This window comes from Paenibacillus sp. FSL R10-2771 (genome assembly GCF_038000205.1).
Taxonomy (GTDB): Bacteria; Bacillota; Bacilli; order Paenibacillales; family Paenibacillaceae; genus Paenibacillus_AQ; species Paenibacillus_AQ phytohabitans.
This window is the reverse complement of the sequence record NZ_JBBOBM010000001.1, coordinates 3,650,121-3,671,516: the sequence shown is the minus strand read 5'-3', so window position 1 is coordinate 3,671,516 and position 21,396 is coordinate 3,650,121. Positions and strand designations below refer to the sequence as shown.

At 51.7% G+C, this 21,396-nt stretch carries 27 protein-coding genes; 23 read left to right on the top strand and 4 right to left on the bottom strand.

Going from position 1 to position 21,396, the window contains the following annotated elements; all coding sequences use genetic code 11:
- The first annotated feature begins 2 nt into the window (after positions 1 to 2).
- A complete protein-coding gene (locus tag NSU14_RS15800) occupies positions 3 to 704 on the top strand; it encodes an ABC transporter ATP-binding protein (protein ID WP_042136895.1) in 702 nt (233 codons plus the stop codon).
- Positions 698 to 1,432, top strand: coding sequence for a hypothetical protein (locus NSU14_RS15795; protein ID WP_042136896.1), 735 nt, complete (start codon positions 698 to 700; stop codon positions 1,430 to 1,432). Before NSU14_RS15800 ends, NSU14_RS15795 begins: the two co-directional genes overlap by 7 nt.
- A 92-nt stretch (positions 1,433 to 1,524) precedes the next feature.
- Here the strand turns inward: NSU14_RS15795 and NSU14_RS15790 are convergent, their stop codons facing one another.
- Complete coding sequence (locus NSU14_RS15790) at positions 1,525 to 1,908, bottom strand: PilZ domain-containing protein (RefSeq protein WP_231575371.1); 384 nt, start codon at positions 1,906 to 1,908, stop codon at positions 1,525 to 1,527.
- 141 nt (positions 1,909 to 2,049) lie between these two features.
- Between NSU14_RS15790 and NSU14_RS15785 the strand changes: the two genes are divergently transcribed.
- A complete protein-coding gene (locus tag NSU14_RS15785; protein ID WP_340946117.1) occupies positions 2,050 to 2,655 on the top strand; it encodes a pentapeptide repeat-containing protein in 606 nt (201 codons plus the stop codon).
- 127 nt (positions 2,656 to 2,782) lie between these two features.
- Here the strand turns inward: NSU14_RS15785 and NSU14_RS15780 are convergent, their stop codons facing one another.
- The gene (locus NSU14_RS15780; RefSeq protein ID WP_231637862.1) at positions 2,783 to 3,070 is read right to left on the bottom strand and encodes a hypothetical protein; all 288 of its coding nucleotides are present in this window, start codon (positions 3,068 to 3,070) and stop codon (positions 2,783 to 2,785) included.
- A gap of 265 nt (positions 3,071 to 3,335) precedes the next feature.
- On the opposite strand from NSU14_RS15780, the gene NSU14_RS15775 reads away from it, so the two are divergent.
- From NSU14_RS15775 to coaD, 12 genes are all read left to right on the top strand, one after another.
- Positions 3,336 to 4,970 (top strand): sensor domain-containing diguanylate cyclase, encoded by a 1,635-nt coding sequence (locus NSU14_RS15775; protein ID WP_340946115.1) that lies wholly within the window; start codon positions 3,336 to 3,338, stop codon positions 4,968 to 4,970.
- 419 nt (positions 4,971 to 5,389) lie between these two features.
- Positions 5,390 to 5,494 (top strand): sporulation protein YjcZ, encoded by a 105-nt coding sequence (locus NSU14_RS15770; RefSeq protein ID WP_200905976.1) that lies wholly within the window; start codon positions 5,390 to 5,392, stop codon positions 5,492 to 5,494.
- A 145-nt stretch (positions 5,495 to 5,639) separates the two neighbouring features.
- Entirely contained in the window at positions 5,640 to 6,443 is an 804-nt protein-coding gene (locus NSU14_RS15765; RefSeq protein ID WP_336100544.1) for a glycoside hydrolase family 73 protein, read from the top strand.
- A gap of 5 nt (positions 6,444 to 6,448) precedes the next feature.
- Positions 6,449 to 6,730, top strand: coding sequence for a holin (locus NSU14_RS15760; protein WP_039305999.1), 282 nt, complete (start codon positions 6,449 to 6,451; stop codon positions 6,728 to 6,730).
- Positions 6,731 to 6,830: 100 nt separating this feature from the next.
- The gene (locus NSU14_RS15755) at positions 6,831 to 7,253 is read left to right on the top strand and encodes a hypothetical protein (RefSeq protein WP_340946106.1); all 423 of its coding nucleotides are present in this window, start codon (positions 6,831 to 6,833) and stop codon (positions 7,251 to 7,253) included.
- 151 nt (positions 7,254 to 7,404) lie between these two features.
- Positions 7,405 to 7,539, top strand: coding sequence for a sporulation protein YjcZ (locus tag NSU14_RS15750; RefSeq protein ID WP_099052468.1), 135 nt, complete (start codon positions 7,405 to 7,407; stop codon positions 7,537 to 7,539).
- A gap of 142 nt (positions 7,540 to 7,681) precedes the next feature.
- Positions 7,682 to 7,933: a hypothetical protein gene (locus NSU14_RS15745; RefSeq protein WP_042136908.1), complete on the top strand. Its 252-nt coding sequence runs from the start codon at positions 7,682 to 7,684 to the stop codon at positions 7,931 to 7,933.
- A gap of 52 nt (positions 7,934 to 7,985) precedes the next feature.
- Positions 7,986 to 8,450, top strand: coding sequence for a GNAT family N-acetyltransferase (locus tag NSU14_RS15740; protein WP_340946104.1), 465 nt, complete (start codon positions 7,986 to 7,988; stop codon positions 8,448 to 8,450).
- Between the two features lie 77 nt (positions 8,451 to 8,527).
- Positions 8,528 to 10,255, top strand: coding sequence for an alpha/beta fold hydrolase (locus NSU14_RS15735; protein WP_340946101.1), 1,728 nt, complete (start codon positions 8,528 to 8,530; stop codon positions 10,253 to 10,255).
- A gap of 55 nt (positions 10,256 to 10,310) precedes the next feature.
- A complete protein-coding gene (locus NSU14_RS15730; RefSeq protein ID WP_340946098.1) occupies positions 10,311 to 10,586 on the top strand; it encodes a hypothetical protein in 276 nt (91 codons plus the stop codon).
- Between the two features lie 360 nt (positions 10,587 to 10,946).
- On the top strand, positions 10,947 to 11,555 hold the full coding sequence (gene rsmD, locus NSU14_RS15725) for a 16S rRNA (guanine(966)-N(2))-methyltransferase RsmD (protein WP_042136912.1): 609 nt from the start codon (positions 10,947 to 10,949) through the stop codon (positions 11,553 to 11,555).
- The gene (gene coaD, locus NSU14_RS15720; RefSeq protein WP_144026102.1) at positions 11,539 to 12,057 is read left to right on the top strand and encodes a pantetheine-phosphate adenylyltransferase; all 519 of its coding nucleotides are present in this window, start codon (positions 11,539 to 11,541) and stop codon (positions 12,055 to 12,057) included. The genes rsmD and coaD overlap by 17 nt, the downstream gene beginning before the upstream one ends.
- Here coaD and NSU14_RS15715 read toward each other — a convergent pair.
- Complete coding sequence (locus NSU14_RS15715) at positions 12,029 to 13,282, bottom strand: nucleoside recognition domain-containing protein (protein WP_340946094.1); 1,254 nt, start codon at positions 13,280 to 13,282, stop codon at positions 12,029 to 12,031. The two genes, coaD and NSU14_RS15715, sit on opposite strands and share 29 nt — an antisense overlap.
- A gap of 160 nt (positions 13,283 to 13,442) precedes the next feature.
- Between NSU14_RS15715 and NSU14_RS15710 the strand changes: the two genes are divergently transcribed.
- A complete protein-coding gene (locus NSU14_RS15710) occupies positions 13,443 to 14,483 on the top strand; it encodes a SepM family pheromone-processing serine protease (RefSeq protein WP_052421855.1) in 1,041 nt (346 codons plus the stop codon).
- On the opposite strand, the gene NSU14_RS15705 is transcribed toward NSU14_RS15710, so the two are convergent.
- Positions 14,473 to 15,711 (bottom strand): tRNA(Met) cytidine acetate ligase, encoded by a 1,239-nt coding sequence (locus NSU14_RS15705; RefSeq protein WP_336100555.1) that lies wholly within the window; start codon positions 15,709 to 15,711, stop codon positions 14,473 to 14,475. The genes NSU14_RS15710 and NSU14_RS15705 overlap by 11 nt on opposite strands.
- A 204-nt stretch (positions 15,712 to 15,915) precedes the next feature.
- Between NSU14_RS15705 and NSU14_RS15700 the strand changes: the two genes are divergently transcribed.
- The 7 genes from NSU14_RS15700 to fabG all read left to right on the top strand — a co-directional run bounded on the left by NSU14_RS15700 (position 15,916) and on the right by fabG (position 21,359).
- The gene (locus NSU14_RS15700) at positions 15,916 to 16,437 is read left to right on the top strand and encodes a YceD family protein (RefSeq protein WP_039307410.1); all 522 of its coding nucleotides are present in this window, start codon (positions 15,916 to 15,918) and stop codon (positions 16,435 to 16,437) included.
- Positions 16,438 to 16,490: 53 nt separating this feature from the next.
- Positions 16,491 to 16,664 carry a 50S ribosomal protein L32 gene (rpmF, locus tag NSU14_RS15695; protein WP_019911234.1) on the top strand — a complete coding sequence of 58 codons (174 nt, stop codon included), beginning with the start codon at positions 16,491 to 16,493 and terminating at the stop codon, positions 16,662 to 16,664.
- A gap of 312 nt (positions 16,665 to 16,976) precedes the next feature.
- Entirely contained in the window at positions 16,977 to 17,573 is a 597-nt protein-coding gene (gene fapR, locus NSU14_RS15690; RefSeq protein WP_039307413.1) for a transcription factor FapR, read from the top strand.
- Positions 17,557 to 18,546: a phosphate acyltransferase PlsX gene (plsX, locus tag NSU14_RS15685; RefSeq protein WP_340946088.1), complete on the top strand. Its 990-nt coding sequence runs from the start codon at positions 17,557 to 17,559 to the stop codon at positions 18,544 to 18,546. The genes fapR and plsX overlap by 17 nt, the downstream gene beginning before the upstream one ends.
- 8 nt (positions 18,547 to 18,554) lie before the next feature.
- The gene (locus tag NSU14_RS15680) at positions 18,555 to 19,544 is read left to right on the top strand and encodes a beta-ketoacyl-ACP synthase III (protein WP_144026103.1); all 990 of its coding nucleotides are present in this window, start codon (positions 18,555 to 18,557) and stop codon (positions 19,542 to 19,544) included.
- Between the two features lie 90 nt (positions 19,545 to 19,634).
- On the top strand, positions 19,635 to 20,558 hold the full coding sequence (fabD, locus tag NSU14_RS15675) for an ACP S-malonyltransferase (RefSeq protein ID WP_340946086.1): 924 nt from the start codon (positions 19,635 to 19,637) through the stop codon (positions 20,556 to 20,558).
- Between the two features lie 51 nt (positions 20,559 to 20,609).
- Positions 20,610 to 21,359 carry a 3-oxoacyl-[acyl-carrier-protein] reductase gene (fabG, locus tag NSU14_RS15670; RefSeq protein WP_039307455.1) on the top strand — a complete coding sequence of 250 codons (750 nt, stop codon included), beginning with the start codon at positions 20,610 to 20,612 and terminating at the stop codon, positions 21,357 to 21,359.
- The last annotated feature ends 37 nt before the right edge of the window (positions 21,360 to 21,396 follow it).

The following is a 21,396-nucleotide window of genomic DNA, read 5'->3' as shown; positions in this document are numbered from 1 at the left end:
GAGTGGATGAGTTACTTGAAGTACAGGGCGTGACCAAGAAGTTCGGCTCCAAACAAGCGCTGGGCAATGTCTCCTTTACACTGGGCGCAGGCAGAATTACCGGACTGCTCGGCAGCAACGGCAGCGGCAAAAGCACCCTCATGAAGCTGATCGCAGGATTGGCACAGCCGGGCTCAGGCCGGATTTCAGTCCTCGGTGTTCCCATTGGGGTGGAGAGCCGGAAGCTTGTATCCTTCATGCCTGATGTTCCCGTTACGGAGTCTTGGATGAATGTGGGGGATGCGTTGAAGTTCCAGCGAGATTTCTACCCGGACTTCGATCAGGCCAAAGCACAGCGGATGCTCGATTTCATGAATCTCAGAGTACAGGATAAGGTCCGGACGTTATCCAAAGGGATGAACGAACGTCTCCAGCTCACCCTTGCGCTGTCGCGCCGGGCCAGACTCTACATGCTGGATGAGCCAATCGGCGGTGTCGACCCTGTAGCACGGACCAAAATTCTCAATGCGCTGATGGAGTTCTATGAGGAAGACAGCAGTATTCTGATCTCTACACACCTGGTGAACGATATCGAACGGATTTTTGACGAGGTTATTTTCTTGAAAAACGGGGAGATCGTTCTCCAGCGCGAAGTGGAAGAGCTCAGACTCGAGCGCGGAAAAAGTATAGATGAGCTGTTCAGAGAGGTGTTTGCCGAATGCTGAAGCTGTTAAAATATGACCTGAGACGCAGAAGGGAACGGATCCTCGTCTTTATTGTTATTGCTCTGCTGGTTCAGCCTGCGATTTGGATATCCAGCACTAAGGTCAATGAACAACTAATTTCGCTGAATCTGGTTATCTACTTTATACTTACATTGGCGCTTGTATTTATAGCTGTATTCAGTTATTTCCGGAATCTGAAGTCTTACCAGCGGCGGCTTATCCCGGTTACTGCCCTGCAGACGGTCATGTCACCGTTGCTGTTTGCGCTACTGCTAATCTTGACGGTGATTGCTCTCGGTCTGGTGCATTTTGGCATTTACCAGCTGATCTACCCGCTGGATTTCCTGCCGGATAATATAGTGTCAGTTGGCTTAAGATGTTTATTGCAGTTTATGTGGTCAGTTGGTTTCATGATGATTATGGTTATGTTCTCTATTACTGTAGCATTAAGCTTTCGCTTCAAGGGGAGAGTATGGATAGGGATTGTGATCCTCACACTTCTGCAGAATGGTATAGCCTATCTTGAAAAGTTTATGTTCGACAGCTATTTCATTGGTCTGGACAATACCTTTAATTTTGAGATTTACGAGAATAATCTGCGGCCAGACAGCGGAGTAACGATCAGATACCTCTCTACGAATCAATGGCCGCTTCTGTTCGAATTTGTAGTTGCTATTATACTGATCTATTCAATGGTTGTAATGGTGAAAAAAAGAATTGAAGTTTGATCGCATAGGGAGCTGCCCTGCGAATATGTCTAATCAACGAGAAAGCAAGGCTGACGATGTCAGCCTTGCTTTCGTTTTTGTGCAAATTACAGCTACAATCCTTGAGCCCTTCTGCCGTGGGTCCAGATCTCCAGCTCCCGCAGCAGCTGTTCTTCCTCGGCTTCCTGCAGATCAAGTCTTACCCCGTACTGGAACTGTCCAAGGCCGAACATCCAGCCCCAGCGGACACTTCCTTCATACTGAAGCTTCTCTTCCGCCAGCTGGAAATGTATAATCAGCTTCGTATCGCCTGCAGTGAAACGGAGGTTCAGAGAAGTACGTACCTTACAGCCGGAACGGCTAAGGTCTAGCAGGATGCCTTCCGTCAATTTTCCGGCTCCGGGCCCGTTATTACTGGCCGGGATTTCAAGCCAGCAATCGATGGGCTGGTTCATAACATAACGGAACGGTTCTTTTCTGCTGGAGTCATCCATCATTTACCTCCGCGAGTTTATTTGCTATTATATCGAAACGGCTACACTTGGACAATCTCCTAAAGTAGTATATTTAAAAATAAATTATAATCCGGTATTCAGAACTTTAGATTCAATACCCATAAGAAGAGGGGTCAAAACATTATGTATCAGTACCACAATGAAATTTTTCAGAATCAAAATTTTGACTATGCCAATATGCAGGATGGAGAGATGAACGGTTGCACCTTTGAACACTGCTCGTTCAGAGGGGCTTCCATGGAAGAAATGACCTCCAGCGGCTGCCGGTTTGTGAATTGTGATTTTACCGGTGCGCTGCTGAATGCTTCACTGCATAGAGACGGGGCTTTTACCAATTGCAAGTTTACCGGGGCGAATCTGTTTGTGTCGAAGTTCGAGAATTGTAAGATGATTGGTTCCGATTTCGCGAATGCCTATATGGATGGGATTACTCTCACCGGAGGGGACTGGGCTTATACGAATCTGCGACATCTGAATCTCAGCAGGCAGGATCTGCGGGGCATCCGGTTCGCCGAAGCGGATATGCAGGGCTGCAATTTGCAAAAAGCGGATCTGCGCGGTGCCGACTTAAGCCGTGTACAGCTTGCGCAGTGCCAGCTTGCAGGAGCGGATCTGCAGGGTGCCAAGCTGGAGGGGATTGACCTGAAGAGTCTTGATCTTAAAGGGGTACGGCTGGATGTGGAGCAGGCTGTGCTGCTGGCCCGCTCGATGGGAGCCAAGGTGGGATAAGCGGAGGGTCTGGACGAATGGTTGCTATATACCTGGTTAAGTGAGCAATAAAGGAACTGCCGCCCCGGAACGGGACGGCAGGGCTGCAGTGTTTGTTGGAGCTGCCTTTATGTAACTTAGAGAAGAATTAGAGGCTATAGAGTGAAGCCATGCAGTCTACGAACATTTTGTTGTACTGGGAACGGGTCAGATCGCTGGAAGAGGCGATATCTCTGCCCAGGAACTCAAACCAGGTAATTTCCGTGCCGTCTTTTTTGTAGAGGAATCTCTGGTGTTCAATGGCAAAAACCTCATTCTCATAAGAAGGAACATGCTCAAATTTCAGTTCGGTCCCCTGTTTCTCCGATATAAGCGTTGCCAGCAGAATAAGCATCTTGAACGGATCATCATACATCTCAAATTGTTCTGTCATCATCAATCACTCCTTAAGGTGGCATGTGCTACAGGGCAGATTATACTATAATGCCAAAATGTAAACACTATCATCCGCGAAACTCAGCACAATATTGATACAACCTATGAGCTAAATTAAGGAAATCCGCAAGTCTGCCGGAAGCTGTATTATATTTCCGCTTATTCCTTCCGATAAATAATTATCGACCCTTTTCGACATAGAGTGAGCTACCAGGCAACCTCGGCGGTCGGTGCTATGAAAAGGTCTTCCGAAGAGGAGAATGTGAATGTCTTTAAATTTGCGTACGTTATTTTCAACGGCTTTTGCGGTCATTATCATCCTGTTAACGGCATTGCTCAGCTATGTTATCGGCAACCGGTCTACACAGTCCGTAGAGGTCAGCATTGGCAGCTCTCTGGCGGAAGAAGCCTACCAAATGTCTGAGAAGCTTGATCATTTCATGTGGTCGCGTTCCGGAGAAGTGGAGGTATTAAGCAAGCTTAATGCATTTCAGGAGCCGGTTGACTCCTCAGAGGTCAGCGGATTGCTCGATCAGCTGAAGAAGAGTCTGCCGGTGTTCACCTGGGTGGGTTTCCTCGATAATAAAGGGAATGTCCTTTCTTCCACAGATCATATACTTCAGGGTACGAATATTAGCCAGAGGCCGGTGTTTCAGGAAGGCCTGAAGGGGACCTTCACCGGTGATGTACATGATGCGGTGCTGCTCTCCAAGCTGCTTCCCAATCCTACCGGCGAAGCCTTGCAGTTTGTGGATGTGAGTGTGCCGGTTACTGACAAGCAAGGCCGGACAAGCGGTGTACTGGCTGCACACCTCAGCTGGGAGTGGTCGCGTGAAGTCGAGGCTTCCATTGTGACTCCGCTCAAGGAGCGCCTGAAGGGCGTGCAAGTGTTTGTAGTCAGCAGGAAAGGTGACACGATCCTTCTCGGTCCCGAGGCACTCGTCGGCAAAAGAATGCCGAATGAAGTGCTGCAGAAAGCCCGCAGCGGTAATAGTTCATGGATTATTGAACAGGAGCGGAATCAGGACTCCTATCTGACCGGCTATGCCTACGGGGACGGCTATCTGAATTATCCCGGGCTGGGCTGGTCGGTCATTATCCGCCAGCCAGCGGATATTGCCTTTGCCTCGGTGCATCAGCTTGAGCGCTTTATTCTGATCAGCGGACTGGTTACCGCAGCTGTCTTCGCGGTTATCGGCTGGCTGCTGGCCGGATGGATCAGCCGTCCGCTGAGGAACATTACCCGTACAGCCGATCTGCTCAGCTCCGGTGCTGATGTGGAGATTCCATCCTCGACCCGGTTCAAGGATGTGGCGATTCTGTCTGCGTCACTGCGCAACCTGGTGAATAATCTGACCAAGACAGAGAACAAGCTGAGCTACATGTCGGACATGGCGCTGCATGACAAGCTTACGGGCTTGCCCAACCGGGCAGCGCTGGATGAATTTCTGGCCCATGCGGTCAGCAAAGCCAAGCAGAACCGCACAACGCTTAGTTTCTTATACCTTGATCTGGACGGCTTCAAAAAAGTAAATGATACCTTCGGCCATGCAATCGGCGACGCCTTGCTGCAGGAGGTAGCCTTCAGACTGATGGACTGTACACGTGATAATGAAATCGTAGCCCGGCTGGGCGGGGATGAGTTCGTTATTATTCTTAATACTTCTGCCGGCAAACCTATGAAGGAGGCAGAAATTGTGGCTTCACGGATTATCAGTAAAATCAATCTGCCCATTGTGATCAGAGGCGAGAATCTGCATGTCGGCTGTAGTGTAGGCGCGGCAGTATGGACACCGGACGGGGGCAGCGACACTGTTGAAACCCTGCGGCTGGCGGATGAAGCATTATACATTTCCAAGCGGAGCGGAAAGAACCGGATTACTTTTGAGGCGGCTTCTTAAGTTCTCCAACGCATATTCATCACAGCAAATAACCTTTCTCCGTCAAATGACAGAGAGAGGTTATTTGGCATTCTGGTTATAGAGAACTATATGCAGATATGTATCTAACGAAGTCAGCGTAATCTCTTGCGTGGCTTAGACCACCATTTAACCCATAGAAATCCTTCGTCATCCCGGAAAAACTTAATACCTATCCAACTCAGCGGTGTCCAGAACTCCTTGAAATAATATGAAGGCATAGTAAATTAGTCCCTCCGATATAGTTAATTATTACTAGTTTACGCTACGGTGGAAGAATTCACAATACTTTTTTTGCTTATAATTACCATATTGTGCATCAGCCCAGTTTTTTCAGGACCTCAGGCATATGATGCTAAGGAAAGACAAATACGACGGCACAGGCTGAGGGAGGAATTGTAATGGGAGAGAATGTGGCTGGTTACGGCTATTGCGGTATTGGAACATCTGCTGCTACCATTTTGGTACTGTTTATCTTGCTGGTTATTATCCTCAGCGTATTTTAGCTGAAGCTAACCGGACGAATAACTTAAAGAAGCGCCGGAGCGGGAGCTCCGGCGCTTCTTGCATAAATGACCTTGAAGTATCAGGGATAAGCACAGGCAGCATAACTGAACGAGCATTTAATATAGTAGGAAGGGATGTGATGAAATGACGGATTCTGAGTTTATCTCCCGAATGGTCTCCTTTGCCGTGGCTGATATGCAGCGCAGTCATATTGCGGCTTCCCTGACAATTGCCCAGGCCGCGCTGGAATCCGGCTGGGGGAACAGCAGCCTGACCGTGAAGGCTAATAATCTGTTTGGCATCAAAGGCAGCGGACCCGCCGGAAGCTTATCAATCCGGACTACGGAATATAGGAACGGCCAAGCTGTGCAGGTATCTGCGCTTTTCAGAGCCTACAATAACTGGGGTGAGTCTGTGGCCGACCATTCTGCGCTGATTGCCCAGGGCGTATCCTGGAACCGGGACTTATACAGCAAGGTGATTGGAGCGGACGGCAGAACGGCTGCCAGGGAGATTGCCGCTGCAGGGTATGCGACCGATCCGAACTACGCGTCAAAGCTGATTCAGATTATGGATGCTTATAACTTGTATCAATACGATGAGCTGAAGGAGGATGAGGAGATGTCGGCTGAAGATAAACAAAGGCTTGCGACTCTGGAAACGGAGCTTCAGGAGATGCGGGTATTGCTGGCAGGACTTACAGTGAGCCGGGATACACTCAAAACAGGTGTTCTGGAACAGGGACAGGCAATTAAAGGAGTAGCAGAAAGGGTTACCGCAATAGAAGGCCGTGCTGCAGTCAGTATACCTGCCTGGGCAGAGCCGGCGGTTCAGGCAGCGGTGGCAGCGGGATTACTCGATACCCCTACGGGAGGAAGCTATGATTTCTACCGGATATTGACGGTGCTGAACAGGGCCGGACTGCTGGTTACCAGGAAGGAGGTGTAGAACTTATGTACAACGATGCGCTTAACAATGTGCTGGCGTTTGCTTCGCTGTTGGCCGTCTTTGTGATGGCACTGGTTCAACTGGTGAAGAACAGTGTGAATCTTCCGCGCAACGTTGTTCCCGCAGTGGGACTGGGTATTGGTCTGCTGGTCGGAGCTGTAGCCTATCCTTTTACAGACATGAACCTTATTCTGCGTTTATGGGCAGGCGGGCTTGCGGGATTGTCGGCGACAGGATTGTTTGAACTGGCGTTTAACAAGCGTGGTGGGACTACCAAGGAAGACTAAGCAGGCTGCTCTTGATATGGGGAGATGTGCATTGGCGATATATCCAAGCATTCCCGGGGACTTGTTAATACACTGTATATGAAGAAAGGAGGTGCTTGATATGGGAACTTATATTGATGGAAGAACTTCGCAGAATGCCAGTACTGCCAACTCTATTGCAATACCGATTCTGGTTATCAATGCTCCCCAGCTATTTGGGCAGATTGGTCTTATCACTCAAGGTGTAACGACGAATCCGCGTGTAATTCTTAAAGGTACGGTATCTGTGTCGCTTCCGCTTGCACTGGTTGGTGTCACTATTAGTATTGTAAGAGGAACTTTGCCCACGGATCCGCTTGTGTATTCTGCCACCTCAACTTTCAGCCTTAGTGTGTTGGCTCCACAGGTTATTACGTTCTCTGCGGATGATTTCAATCCTCCAGTTACTCCGCAACTGACTTATACGGCATTCATCACCTCTAACCTTCTCGGTACGGTCCGTGTAGGTCCTGAGAGCTTTGACGGAATTCTTGTTTCCGATTAATCTGCTGATTCATGCATCCTGTCCGGCCCAGCTGACCGGGCGGGCAGGATGCCCTTGTACATACCCCCAAATTTTGACCGTTTCGCCCAATCTGTTAAGGCATTCTGCTCATATTCTGTTCTGTAGTCATCATTTTGAAGGAGGTAATCTCATGGGTGCAGATTGCGGATATGGTGGTAATGTAGGCGGCGTTAATGTGGTTCCGGTAAGTCCTTGGACTTCAACCGGTGCGATTCTGGTACTTTATATCCTGCTGGTTATTATTCTGAGTGCCTGCTTCTACTAGACCTTAACGTCAATCAGCGCAGTCCCGGGCAAAGGCCTTGGGACTGCGCTTTTTTTTCTGATTAGCTATGTCTGGCAGAAATATGCGATAATAGTAGTCATTGTCTTCATGGCAATCAGTGCAGTTATGAAAGAGGTGCTTCATGGAAGAGAAGGAATTGGTCTATGCCATACTTAAGCGGATTGAACTGGACAAGCCGGTCGGTCAGGATGAAATGGGGCTGGAGGCCGGGGCGTATGCCGATATTATGGAGGAGCTTGTGGACAGCCGGATGGTGGAGAATGTGAGCTTCCTGAGAGCTGGCAATGGCACTGTAACCGTCCGGACTGCCGGAATGAAGATGACCCGGCGCGGCCATGATTTTATTTTATTGAAAGAATCGGGCAGAATTTGAATTTACGCTGGTTGATATACAGGATTTGATGTTTCAGAACAAGGAGGCATGTATGGATATCAGGAAATTGCTGCCCGGCGAATTGCCGCCGATGGATTTGCTGCTGTCCGCCGATCCGTCCGAATCATTGGTGAAGAACTACCTCACTAGTGGAGACTGCTATATTGCTGTCCAGGATGAGGAGGTATTGGGTGTGTATGTGCTGCTGCCTACCCGGCCGGATACAGCCGAGCTGGTGAATGTGGCGGTTGCTGAAGAGCATCAGGGCAAAGGGATCGGCAAGATGCTGGTGCAGCAGGCTATTGAGACGGCGAAGCAAACGGGCTATACAACTATTGAACTGGGGACGGGGAATTCAAGTGTGGGGCAGCTGGCGTTATATCAAAAATGCGGCTTTCGGATCGTTGGCATAGATTTTGATTTTTTCACCAGACACTACGCGGAGATCATATATGAAAATGGCATACATTGCAGGGATATGGTGCGCTTATCACAGGACTTGAATGGCGGAAGATAAGTTTGTGAATTATGTAACTATCTGCCAAACGCCCCGTATAAACAAAAGGATGTGATTATTGAAGGGAGTTGTAATCAATGAGAAGACCAAGACGATTCTTGTTGTCCATGCTGGCCTGCTCTCTGCTGTTATCTGCGGGCTTTGTCACACCGCGGGTAGCGCAGGCAGCGGATAACAAAGTAACTCTGAGTGTGAACGGTGAAGTATTGAAGTTCCCTGCAGCCGAGGCGCCATATCTGGAGGGTACAATGATCATGGTGCCTGTCCGTAAGGCGGGGGAAGCTTTGGGGTTTCAGACGGCTTACATAAAAGAGAGCTCCAGTCTGCAAATCAAACTCAGCGGTATAGAGCTCTTGATGAAGCTGGGAGGCGGTCAGTTTATCCTAAATGGAAAGGATACACTTACAATTGAAGGTGCAGCTGTTCTGAAGAACAATCGTATCTATGTGCCGTTGCCGCTGCTGGATGAGATCGGCTATATCACCAAGCCCGGTCCGGGCTCCGCCCAGGCAGAAGTAAGCACACCGCAGAATTATACCGAGTCAGTAATGAAGCTGCTTGCCTCCGGCCAGTATGAAGCATTATCAGACCGGTTCTTCAGTACAGAGGTGCGGAATAACTTGTCGAGTCTCAAACTTCAGCAGGTCTGGGAGGGCTTTACTGCTGCTTATGGAGAGTATGGTAAGGTCGGTTCACTGAAAAGCAGCCGTGACAATGGGCGGTATTCTCTGTCCGGTACCGCTGTATTTGCACATGGAAAGCTCACGGTGACGCTTACAGTTAACAGCAGTGGCCAGATTCAGGGACTATGGTTTGCTCCGTACGAAGATCCGCAAGCAGCGCCGGAGCTGGCTCTGCCGGCAGGTGTTACCGAAGAAGCGGTTACAGTAGGAGCAGGGACCTCACATCCGCTTAAGGGCATTCTGACACTCCCCAAAGCTAGCGGCAAGCCTTTGCCTTCTATAGTACTGGTGCACGGATCGGGTATCTCTGATCTTAATGAAGCGGCATATGCGTACAAGCCCTTCCGTGACATCGCATATGGCCTTGCAGAGCAGGGAATTGCAGTTCTGCGTTATGACAAGCGGGGCTACAGCTATCCGCAGGAATTCATGGGTAGTGCTGCCGCATCGGTTACCGTTAAGGAAGAAACGGTTGAAGATGCCATTGCAGCGGCAGCTCTGCTTAAGAAGGACAAGCGTCTGGATGCTGCGCAGGTATATCTTGCCGGGCACAGCCTGGGCGGGATGCTGGGCCCGAGAATCGATGCGGATGGCGGTAACTTCGCCGGGTTAATCCTGCTTGCTGGCTCACCGCGAAGCTTGTGGGAGATTATCTACGACCAGAATATGAGAGTGATCTCCAGGCTGGATGATGCTATCCCGGCTAAGGCAGAGGCCGCTTCCAGCGTGAATGCGGAGCTGGCCAAAGCCAAGGCGCTGCCGGCACTGACAGACGAGCAGGCCAAAGCAGCTCCGGCTGTGTTTGGTGCAGCTGCCTATTACTTTAAGGAAATGGATCAGCACAGTACCGCCGAGCTGGGCCGGAAACTGACCAAACCTGTGCTTGTTATGCAGGGAAGCGATGATTTCCAGGTCTATGCGGACGTGGATTATCCGCTCTGGAAGGATGTTCTGAAGAATAATAGCTTGGCAGAGTTCAAGCTGTATCCGGGCCTGAATCATTTCTTCGTAGGTTATGAAGGAGCGGGGGCAGGAACACCGGATGAATATAATGTCCCGGGTATGGTCGATGAGCAGGTGATTAAAGATATGGGGCAGTGGATTTTGAAGCAGAGCAGGTAGAATAAGAAGCTTGGTTCTGGTACAATCTATTTATTAAGTTTTAAGGAGCGGGCGCATGGATAATGATCTGGCAAAGTTGTTAAGATCCGTCATTCGTGAAGAATTAGAGCCTGTGAATGAGCGCTTGGAACGGATTGAGACTGAACAGACCGGCTTGAAGCAAGAAGTGCAAATAGTGAAGCAGGATCAGGAATTGATTAAACGTGCGGTATTGTATACCAATGAACGGGTAATCCGGATGGAGTCCATTCTGGAGAATCAGCATCGGATTATCGAACTCCTCTCGGCACGCTCGATTGAGCAAGAGGCGCTCATTAAAAGAATTAAATAAATTTTCTTAGTCCGGCACTGCATGGTGCCGGGCTTTTCTTTTTGTATAGGTTTCCCAACACAAAAAAATCGAGGCTCCCTTTCGGGAGCCTCTTTCATGGGAGAGGAGAAACCGGACGAAGAGCTTATGGGGAAACGTAAGCCTGCTCCGCGGTTGTCTACGACATTTTGCGATGTCGATAGTTACAGGATGGCCCGGTTGCCGGACTTTTATACATCCGTTCTCCAAAACTTCTGAACAGCGCATTGTGACAAAGTCGGACAATCTTTTTATTTCACGGAATAATTGTGGTACTATAGGCTTGGACTTATGCCCTGAAACGGCATAATAAATAGAGACATAAAAGCAGGTGGATGATCGTTGAGAGTAATATCGGGCACTGCAAAGGGCAGGCCGCTTAAGAGTGTTCCAGGCAAGGGCACCCGGCCTACAACCGATAAAGTGAAGGAAGCCTTATTCAGTATGATCGGTCCTTATTTTGAAGGCGGAACGGCGTTGGATCTGTATGCCGGTACCGGGGGACTTGGGATTGAGGCCTTGAGCAGAGGGATGGAAGCAGCCGTATTTGTGGATATGGAGCAGAAGGCGCTCGACACTGTGCGGGCGAATCTCAAGGCAGCCAAGGTGGAGGCGCAGGCCGAAGTCTACCGCAATGATGCCGGAAGAGCACTGGCTGCGCTGGAGAAGCGGGGGAGAGCGTTTGACCTTGTATTTCTGGACCCTCCGTATCGTCTGAAGCACGGGGATGAGCTTATGATGACGATGGCAGCCAAGAATCTGCTGAAGCCTGATGCCGTAATTGTGCTTGAGCATGAATCGGGTTATGAATATCCGGAGAATATACCGGGATTCAGCAGGACACGGCAATCCGTATATGGGGAGACTACGATCTCAATCTATCAGTATGAAGCTGCTCTGCAGGAAGTTGCCGTCAGTGGCGAGGAGGTTAATGATGAGTCTGCAAATTAGAAAAGAGCGTGTGGCAATCTATCCCGGAACCTTTGATCCGGTAACCCTGGGGCATATGGATATTATTCATCGTGCAGCGAAACAGTTCGACAGGCTGATTGTGGCGGTGCTGAACAATTTAAGTAAGAATCCGTTATTTTCAGTCGAGGAGCGCACAGAGCTTCTGCGCCAGGCTACAGCGGACATCCCGAATGTAGAGGTCGACAGCTTCCGTGATCTGCTCGTTAATTATGTCCGGCAAAAGGATGCACAGGTGATTGTCCGGGGAATCCGTACGGTCACGGACTTTGAGTATGAGCTGCAGAATGCATCCATTAATCATAATCTGGATCCCGAAGCGGAAACGATATTTATGATGACCAATCCGAGATATTCCTATCTTAGCTCAAGTGTGGTTAAGGAAATTGCCCACTTTGGCGGGAATGTCTCGGATTTTGTAACGCCTGAAGTGGAACAGGCTATGAAGCTTAAGTTCAAGCGGATGGATGGCGGCGCCAAGTAAAAAGCTTTAGAGCCACTGATAAGCTTAACAGGAGCAGGAGTATTAGTCCCTGCAGACTAAGGATCTGAGGGAACAAGCTCCATATTCTGGTTGCAGTGCCCAAGCCGGGTTCCAGACTGCCTGAACCGGTACCGGTGAAGACCGGAAGTACAGCGGCGCGGATACTTACGAGCGGCTTCCATAGCAGGAAGGTTAGTGCAAAGGCGGTTAGTCCATGCAATAACCGGACTGCAGCAAACGGGAGAAAGCGGACATTAGCCGGTTTAAGCACCGTCAGCGCCTGAAGCTGTGCGCAGATTCCGCTCCAGGCAAGCAGAGCTGACAGCAAAGCGGGACCGAGAAGACTGCCGGACAAGAACCCTCCAGGGCTGGCAGAATCCGAGGTTAACGCATGGGCGCCGAGGTGAATCTCAAACACTCCGGAAGCCAGCGGGGACGGGAGCTGCGGCAGCAGCCTGGTGATGATGTTAATAACTACAGCGAACATGATCATATAGCCGCCTACGATCATCAGATTCTGGACGGCGGCGGATACAGATTCGCCGAGCACCTTGCCGAAGCCCCGTCCGTCTCTGGCACGGGCATCCAGTGCCGCCTGATGGATTCGCCCGGGCAAGGATGCTTTTTTGGCGTGCGGGCCTCTGCCGGGCAGTCTGCTGACAGTGGCGGCGGCCCCGCTATTCTTCCGCGTTCCGCTGAAGAGAGCGGATAGCCATCCGGCGGCAAGGCCTGACAGCCAGTGAATGGCAAGCAGGGCATATCCGGCTGCCGGACTGTGGAGAAAAGCGGTGCCGACGACAATAAGCAGTGTAACCGGGCTGGCATAATGGACCATGGAGGCCAGACGTCCGGCATCCTTGTCCGTGATGTCCCCCTGCTTATGCAGCTGCATTACCGCTCCGGCTCCGGCCGGGAAGCCGGCGGTGATTCCGAGCACAAGCGTCCAGCCGCCTGCTCCGGGAAGCCGGAACAGGCGTTTCATCAGCGGCTCCAGCAGGACGCCGATGCCATGCACGAACCCTGAAGCGGTCAGCATCTCTGACAGGATCAGGAATGGCAGCAGTGCCGGGAAGACAAGGGTCCACCAGAGCTTCAGTCCCGCAAGGGAAGCCTTGAATGACGATTCCGGTGCCAGGACGATCGCTATAGCGAGCAGGATCGCAGCCGCCCCTGATAGGAATGGAGCTGAACCCCGGAAGAACCGCCGTATTGTAAAGTTAATCATTAGTAGCATCACCTCTTCATAGCTTAGGACATGGGCAGAGCTTGTTATCAATTTATGCAGGGGAGACAACCATCATGCCACAGCCGGAGAGAAGCTCCCGGCTCCTGGCAGCACATTCCAATGCCGGGGCTGCATGCCGCGGGAAAGAAGGGGAAGAGACTTGAGGCAACAGAAACGCCGTGTGGGTATCCGCGCCACAGCCTACTTATTTACATTTGTGGTCATTCTCTATGTTGCTGTCTTTATGAATACTCCGTATATTGTGTATCAGCCGGGAAGCGCCTCCGAGGTAGCCCCGATGATCAAGGTGGAGAATGCTGATCCCGAGGAGCAGGGCACGTTCATGATGACTACCGTATCCGCCAGTTATGCCAATGTGGCTCTTCTGGTCGCCTCCGTATTTAACTCGAATGCAGAGGTTGTCCTGAAAGAGACCCGCCTGCAGGATAAGACGGAGCAGGAATACGCGGCTGAGCAGGTCTTTTATATGAACAGTTCACAGTCGTATGCTGTACAGGCCGCTTATCATGCTGCCAAAGTGCCCTATGAGGATATTGTGGATTATTTGTACGTGTTCTCGGTGCCGGATGCAACCAATCAGGGCCAGTTCAAGCCGGGCGACAAGATTATCAGTGTAAAAGGACAGCACGCAGCCGATCCGGCGGCTCTGTCCGCCTTGCTGTCCGCATACAAAATCGGCGATACCGTTGAGGTAGTCCTGCAGCGTGGAGGCAAGGAAATTTCCGAGCAGGTGAAGCTGGTGGAGGTTAAGGATAAAGAAACCTCGGCCGGACGGCCGGGCTTCGGGGTTGTTATCGGAGCCGTTCAGAAGGTACAGCCTAAGGAAGAGGGGAAAGGCGTCAGTTTTGTGGATACGAATGTAGGAGGACCTTCCGCAGGACTGATGTTCACCATGGAAATCTATAACCGGCTCACTCCGGGGGATTTGACCAAGGGCCACCGGGTAGCAGGTACGGGTACAATAGATGCTGAGGGAAATGTGGGGGCAATCGGCGGAGTGAAGCATAAGATTGTGGCTGCTGACCGCAAAGGTGCCGAATTCTTCTTTGTTCCGGTCAAAAACTATGAAGAAGCCAAGGCGAAAGCTGACCAGATCGGCACCGACATGAAGCTGATTCCGGTATCGACACTGTCAGACGCGCTGAAATATATGGAAGAACAGCCGGTCATCAAATCCTGACCGGCGGCTCCAGGTAATCGCTGTATAGATCATTTCGTACAGGATCGGCATAGGCAGCAGCGAACACAGCTGCCGCCTGCAGATCCCGCTCCAGCATGGGATGGGAGAAGCGCGCAGGGCTTGTCACTACCGGAAGTGCCGCGCGCTGCTTCATTTGCTTCAGCAGCCTGCGGCCGCTCTCCCGGAAGCCGAGAACCCGGATATAACCCGGACCCTGGGCCAGTGCGGCCGGGGTCATTTCTTCTTTGCTGTGATTCAGCAAAGTATGAAGCAGAAGACGCTGCAGCCGTGTATGGGTGTAGCGTCTGCTCTTCAGCTCCTGCAGAAGACCGGCGACCGTGAACCTGCCGAGCTGGGGAAGGATGCGGAGTATCCGGTTCTCCAGCCCTTCATTCATATCCTGCACCGTCCGCAGCTCGGCTGCTGAGTGTGTGGAGAGCACGTGGCGCAGCGGAGCCCGGAAGTCCTCGAGTATAACCGGCCCCCGGCCCGCTGCATGCTCTCTCTCCAGGATGGACACGCTATACTCCGGCATGTATGCCGCCGGAGAGCCGCCTTCCTGCAGCAGCCTGCGGATTGCTGTCGCACTGGCAATGGACGACCCGCCCTGCAGCGGGTCATGGAAGCCCGCGCCGGTCCGCGGCACGGTGAAGGGCCTGATCGCGCTGCCGAGCCGCTGCAGCGCGATCAGGTAGTGCAGGCCGAGGCTGTTGTTGGGCTGCCGCAATAGAATTTCGGCATCTGCCGGTTTCTCCTCTCCCATGAAAGAGGCCTTCCAGGCCGCCGCCGCAGCTGCGCTGTATGCGGCGGGGAATCCCGCGCCCTGCGCCATGCGCGCGCGGATCTCGTCCTTAAGCGCGCTGCTCTCCTCGGCCAGGAATCCCGCCAGGGGGAGCAGCGCGCCCAAAGTGCCGGCTTCGGAGCCGAAGCACAGGCTGTCCACGACGCCGGTCGCCTCCAGCAGGAATACCGCTCCGAAGGCGAACCATTCCGCCGGCTGGACGGCATACCCCACCGGCAGCTCAATCACGAGGTCGGCGCCCATATGCAGCGCCATCTCGGTGCGGGCGCGCTTGCTGACCGCCGCCGGCTCGCCGCGCTGGGTGAACGGGCCGCTCATGATGACGATGGAGCTTTCGGCTCCGGAGATTCTTTTGGCCTCGCTGAAATGATGGACATGCCCGTTATGTAAAGGGTTATATTCGGCTATAATGCCTACAGTTGTCACGTTTGCTTCACGCCCTATTCTGGGATATCTGACGATTCGGGTTCCGAAATCAGGTTCATTCCTTCCCGTTTTTTGCAGATTTCTTGTATTTAACTTATGTATATCATAAATTGTCTCTGTCCCTGAAACAATATAAAGGAAAAATGGTTGACAAAGTCCGGTAATAATAGGTATAATAAATTTTGTTTGTTTGGAGTGATAACTATGAACATTCACTTTCGCAAATTAGCGAATGCCGACGAGCCCCTGGTCCTCCACGATGTTGTGGATGTCAGTGAGGTTGTCAAAGGGCGCAAGGATATTCTTGCTGTTGCACCACTCTCAGTAGACCTTAAAGCGCTGCCCGCGGGAACCGATAGTGTGAACGTGGTGGGAACACTGAGTGGAGAAGTGGACATGTTATGTTCACGTTGTCTCACGGAGGTTAACAGTAAGCTGAACATTCCTTTCGCTGAGACTTTCAAGTGGCTTAAACAGCCAATTCTTCCGGAAGATGAAGGTGAGGAACTCATTTACATCAAGGATGAGATTGTGGATCTTATCCCCTATGTGGAAGAAAATTTCGTACTGCACTTACCGGATTCGGTATTGTGCAAGGCAGACTGTCTTGGTCTTTGTCAGAAATGCGGACAGAACTTGAACGAAGGCACCTGCAGTTGCGACAACACAGTGATCGATCCAAGACTCGCTGGGTTGAAAGGATTCTTTACCAAGCAAGATAACTAAGAACAAATCCCGGGTTATAACGGGTCAAAACCAAAATCAGGAGGTTGATTAACATGGCAGTACCACAACGCAGAACGTCCAAGACACGCCGTGACAAGCGTCGTACTCACTTTAAACTGGTAGTTCCAGGTATGGTGAAATGTGAACAATGCGGAGAGCTGAAACTGGCTCACCACGTATGCAAAGTTTGCGGAACCTACAAAGCAAGAGAGATCATCAAACAATAGTTTGCAAATTTGCATATAAGAGTAGCACTTCATCTGCCGGTGAAGTGCTATTTTTTTGGGGATATATGAATTTATATGCTTTACATGATAGTTTCCTTCAGATTCTTGCACCGTTTCCCCAAGCCCGCCGCGGGTTTGCGCGGGTTTTCAAGTCAAAGCTTTATTTTTGCGGCGTCATGCTTTATACTACATATTAGTACCTGGTTCTAATTGTTAATTAAGAACAGAGAGTTATAACTACAAGCGGCCACTCTTGCGGCCGGATGCTTTTCATTAGAGGCATGTGCCAGGAGGTGAGTCGCCATCGAACGGTTGTCCAAGAAAGAACGGCAGCAGCAGCTGCTCTCAATCATTGAAGGTAATCCTTTTGTAACGGACCGGGAATTGACCCGCCAGCTGAAGGTGAGCATTCAGACGATCCGGCTGGACCGGATGGAGCTGGGGATTCCCGAGCTGCGTGAACGGATGAAGCAAATGGCAGAGCACTCCTATGATCAGGTCCGCTCGCTGCCTGTCGACGAAGTGGTTGGTGATATAGTCGATTTGCAGCTGGACCGGAGCGGGATTTCTATTTTTGAGATCCGTGAAGAGCATGTCTTCTCCAGAAACGGGATTGCCCGCGGCCACTATGTCTTCGGCCAGGCGAATTCGCTGGCAGTTGCTGTTATCAATGATGAAATTGCCCTGACCGCTTCAGCCGATATCCGGTTCGTGCGCATGGTCCGGCTGGGTGAGAAATGTATCGCCAAAGCGCAGGTACGCTCGCTTGCGGGCCGGAACGGCAAAGCTGAGGTGGACGTGTTTACATATGTTGGAGAAGAACTGGTATTTCAAGGCCATTTTGTAGTGTACCGTTCTGCAATTGAAGAGTACAGCGAAGGGGGAAACCGGAGTGCTGATCGCCATTGATGCCATGGGCGGGGATAATGCTCCTGAGTGTAATGTAGAAGGGGCCCTGGCTGCAGCTGCGGAGTGGAGTGATACGCAGATCGTGCTGGTCGGTGATGAAGCCAGACTTGCGCCGCTGCTGAAGAACAATCCGTCTAATGTGACGGTGCGTCATGCGGGAGATGTGATCGGTTCCGATGAGGAGCCGGTGAAGGCGGTCCGCCGTAAAAAGGATTCGTCCATGGTAGTCGCCGGACGGATGGTGCGCGAAGGTGAAGCCGATGCCATGATCTCGTCAGGCAATACCGGAGCACTTATGACTACGGGGCTGCTGGTTGTGGGAAGAATGCAGGGTATAGAACGTCCTGCCCTGGTGGCGATGATACCGACGCTGGATGATGTCGGCGTATTAGCCCTGGACCTTGGTGCCAATATGGATGCCAAGCCGCAGCATCTGGCCCAATATGCCCTGATGGGCAGCATATACCGCAATAAGGTCCATGGCATTGCGAAGCCCCGGGTAGGCCTGCTGAACGTAGGGACTGAGCCGGGCAAGGGGAATGAGCTGACCAAAGAAGCTTATCCGCTGCTTGAAGCTTTGACAGGAATTCATTTTGTCGGCAATGTGGAGGCGCGGGATGTGCTCACCGGAGCCTGCGATGTGCTGGTCTGTGACGGGTTTGCCGGCAATATCCTTCTGAAGACGCTGGAAGGAACGGCAGGGGCCATGTTCGCTCTGCTCAAAGAGCAATTCAGCAAGTCGCTTAAGACTAAGCTGGGCGCAGCCATACTGATGCCGGAGCTTAGAAGTCTTAAGGGTAAAATGGATTATAAGGAACACGGCGGAGCGCCGCTGCTCGGTCTTAGCGGTCTTGTAGTGAAGGGGCATGGTTCCTCCGATGGCAACGCGGTGAAGAATGCGGTAAGGCAGGCCCGGATTGCGCTACAGGCGGATCTGGTAGCCAGTATATCCAGAGAAATTAGCGGGAAGTGAGTGACGATATGAAACAATTACGTCCGGTAGGAATCATTGGTACAGGTAAATATGTACCCGAAAGAATATTGACCAACAGCGATCTGGAGAAGATCGTCGACACAAACGATGAATGGATTGTCAGCCGTACAGGAATCCGGGAACGGCATATTGCCGCTCCGGAGCAAGCCACATCCGATCTTGCTTATGAAGCAGCGCTGAAGGCACTGGAATCCGCCGGCATGAAGGCGGAAGAGCTTGATCTTATTATTGTGGCCACAGTTACACCGGACAGCACTTTCCCATCCACAGCCTGTATTCTTCAGGACAAGCTGGGCGCTAAGGGGGCTGCGGCCTTTGACCTGTCGGCAGCCTGCTCCGGGTTCGTCTACAGTCTGGCTACGGCAACCGGCTTTATCCAGAACGGCATGTATAACAATGCGCTTGTTATCGGTGCGGACACATTGTCGCGCATCACGGATTATACAGACCGCAACACCTGTGTACTGTTCGGTGATGGTGCCGGCGCAGTTATCGTAGGTGAAGTTCCGGAAGGCCGCGGCTTCCAGTCCTTCGATCTTGGCGCTGAAGGTTCCGGCGGCAGCCTGCTCAAGATGGAAGCAGGCGGTTCACGTCTGCCGGCTTCCCAGCAGACGGTAGAAGACAAGAAGCATTTTATCTATATGAACGGCCGTGAAGTATTTAAGTTCGCAGTGCGCGTGATGGGCACGGCTACGGAACGTGTGCTTACCAAAGCGGGATTGACCAAGGAGAATATCGACTTGTTCGTGCCTCACCAGGCCAACATCCGGATTATTCAATCGGCGATGCAGCGTCTGGATCTGCCGCCTGAGAAATGTGTCATCAACGTTGATAAATATGCGAATACTTCAGCGGCATCCATTCCGCTGGCACTTGTGGAAGCAGCAGAGGAAGGCCGGATGAAGGAAGGCGACACTGTGCTTATGGTCGGCTTCGGCGGCGGACTCACCTGGGGAGCTTCCGTACTGATCTGGTAAAGAACAGGGCATTACTAACAGAACGAAGCGGTTCTATCCTGGCGTAAGGCGGGAGGAGCCGCTGTTAACGGGAAGGGAGCTTTTAGCATCATGGGTAAAATCGCATTTGTCTTTCCCGGTCAGGGTGCGCAGGCAGTTGGTATGGGTAAGGATGTATATGAAGCCCTGCCGCAGAGCCGTGCAGTATTTGAAAAGGGTGACGAAGTACTTGGATTTCCGCTAAGCAAGCTTATATTTGAAGGGCCTGAGAGCGAGCTTAAGCAGACTGTCAATACACAGCCGGCATTAGTTACAGCCAGTGTGGCTTATCTGGAAGCTCTGCAGCATTTAGGGGTAACGCCTGATTATGTAGCAGGTCACAGTCTTGGTGAATACAGCGCTCTTGTAGCCGCCGGGGTCCTCTCTTATGAGGATGCAGTGCGGCTGGTACGTCTGCGCGGACAATTCATGGAAGAAGCTGTACCAGGAGGACAAGGGGCTATGGCTGCTACACTTGGCGCAGACCGTGCGGCCCTCACGGAACTTTGCCGCAGTATTTCAGAGGCTGGCAATTCCGTTGAGCTGGCTAACGTCAACTGCCCGGGACAGATCGTGGTTTCCGGCACCGTGGCTGGCGTGAATGAAGTGGTGCAGCGCGTTAAGGAAGCAGGCGGCAAACGGGCAATTCCGCTGGAGGTCAGCGGCCCGTTCCACTCCTCATTAATGAAGGAAGCCGCTGAACAGCTGGCTGCAGAGCTGCAGAAAGTAACCTTTAATGCTCCTCTTATACCGGTAATCGTCAATGTCACAGCTGCCCCGGTTACGGATCCGGAAGAGATTCGTAATCTGCTGGTAGCGCAGGTATTCTCTCCTGTACTCTGGCAGGACAGCGTGGAATGGCTCATTGCAGACGGCGTGGACACTTTTGTAGAGATCGGCTCCGGCAGCGTGCTGGCAGGCCTGATCCGCAAAATTGACAAGAATGTTAAGCTCGTGAATATCAACAGTCTCGAGAGCGCTCAGACTGGCTGGTAATCCGCTTGGCATGAGAATAGCGGCATGATTATTGAAGGGGGACAACTGGAAATGTTTGCAGCACTCAAAGGTCAGACCGCCCTTGTTACCGGCGGTTCCCGGGGGATTGGCCGCGCAATTGCACTGGCACTGGCGGAGCAGGGCGTGAAGGTTGCCGTGAACTACTCGGGCAGCCTTCAGGCGGCAGAGGAAACTGTAGCCCGGATTCAGGAGCTGGGCTCGGAAGGAATTGCTCTGCAAGGGAATGTCGGTAACAGCGAACAGGCGGAGAACCTCGTGAAAGAGGTTATTAACACTTGGGGAAAAATCGATATTCTTGTGAATAATGCCGGCATTACCCGGGATAATCTGATTATGCGCATGAAAGAGGAAGAATTCGACCAGGTCATCGAGACGAATCTGAAGGGTGTGTTCAATTGCCTGAAGGCAGCGACACGTCCGATGATGAAGCAGCGTTACGGCCGGATCATCAATATTTCCTCTGTCGTGGGTGTGACGGGTAATCCCGGTCAGGTGAACTATACGGCTGCCAAAGCTGGGGTTATCGGGATGACGAAATCCGCGGCACGCGAGCTGGCTTCACGGGGAATTACCGTGAACTGCATTGCGCCGGGGTTCATCGATACCGATATGACCCGTGAGCTGTCCGATGAAGTCCGCAGTGAGCTGGTTAAGGGGATTCCCCTTGCTAAGCTTGGGCGGGCGGAGGACATTGCTAATACGGCGGTATTCCTGGCCTCGGAAGGGGCAGCCTACATGACAGGCCAGACACTTCATGTGGATGGCGGAATGTACATGTAAGGTAACGCCAGCGTTAGATCATTACGGGGGAAGAGAG

Bases quoted from the DNA above. Each gene is read 5' to 3' on its own strand.
- NSU14_RS15795 (WP_042136896.1), top strand. From the start codon at position 698: ATGCTGAAGCTGTTAAAATATGACCTGAGACGCAGAAGGGAACGGATC.
- NSU14_RS15790 (WP_231575371.1), bottom strand. From the start codon at position 1,908: ATGATGGATGACTCCAGCAGAAAAGAACCGTTCCGTTATGTTATGAAC.
- NSU14_RS15785 (WP_340946117.1), top strand. From the start codon at position 2,050: ATGTATCAGTACCACAATGAAATTTTTCAGAATCAAAATTTTGACTAT.
- NSU14_RS15780 (WP_231637862.1), bottom strand. From the start codon at position 3,070: ATGATGACAGAACAATTTGAGATGTATGATGATCCGTTCAAGATGCTT.
- NSU14_RS15775 (WP_340946115.1), top strand. From the start codon at position 3,336: ATGTCTTTAAATTTGCGTACGTTATTTTCAACGGCTTTTGCGGTCATT.
- NSU14_RS15770 (WP_200905976.1), top strand. From the start codon at position 5,390: ATGGGAGAGAATGTGGCTGGTTACGGCTATTGCGGTATTGGAACATCT.
- NSU14_RS15765 (WP_336100544.1), top strand. From the start codon at position 5,640: ATGACGGATTCTGAGTTTATCTCCCGAATGGTCTCCTTTGCCGTGGCT.
- NSU14_RS15760 (WP_039305999.1), top strand. From the start codon at position 6,449: ATGTACAACGATGCGCTTAACAATGTGCTGGCGTTTGCTTCGCTGTTG.
- NSU14_RS15755 (WP_340946106.1), top strand. From the start codon at position 6,831: ATGGGAACTTATATTGATGGAAGAACTTCGCAGAATGCCAGTACTGCC.
- NSU14_RS15750 (WP_099052468.1), top strand. From the start codon at position 7,405: ATGGGTGCAGATTGCGGATATGGTGGTAATGTAGGCGGCGTTAATGTG.
- NSU14_RS15745 (WP_042136908.1), top strand. From the start codon at position 7,682: ATGGAAGAGAAGGAATTGGTCTATGCCATACTTAAGCGGATTGAACTG.
- NSU14_RS15740 (WP_340946104.1), top strand. From the start codon at position 7,986: ATGGATATCAGGAAATTGCTGCCCGGCGAATTGCCGCCGATGGATTTG.
- NSU14_RS15735 (WP_340946101.1), top strand. From the start codon at position 8,528: ATGAGAAGACCAAGACGATTCTTGTTGTCCATGCTGGCCTGCTCTCTG.
- NSU14_RS15730 (WP_340946098.1), top strand. From the start codon at position 10,311: ATGGATAATGATCTGGCAAAGTTGTTAAGATCCGTCATTCGTGAAGAA.
- coaD (WP_144026102.1), top strand. From the start codon at position 11,539: ATGAGTCTGCAAATTAGAAAAGAGCGTGTGGCAATCTATCCCGGAACC.
- NSU14_RS15715 (WP_340946094.1), bottom strand. From the start codon at position 13,282: ATGATTAACTTTACAATACGGCGGTTCTTCCGGGGTTCAGCTCCATTC.
- NSU14_RS15700 (WP_039307410.1), top strand. From the start codon at position 15,916: ATGAACATTCACTTTCGCAAATTAGCGAATGCCGACGAGCCCCTGGTC.
- rpmF (WP_019911234.1), top strand. From the start codon at position 16,491: ATGGCAGTACCACAACGCAGAACGTCCAAGACACGCCGTGACAAGCGT.
- NSU14_RS15680 (WP_144026103.1), top strand. From the start codon at position 18,555: ATGAAACAATTACGTCCGGTAGGAATCATTGGTACAGGTAAATATGTA.
- fabD (WP_340946086.1), top strand. From the start codon at position 19,635: ATGGGTAAAATCGCATTTGTCTTTCCCGGTCAGGGTGCGCAGGCAGTT.
- fabG (WP_039307455.1), top strand. From the start codon at position 20,610: ATGTTTGCAGCACTCAAAGGTCAGACCGCCCTTGTTACCGGCGGTTCC.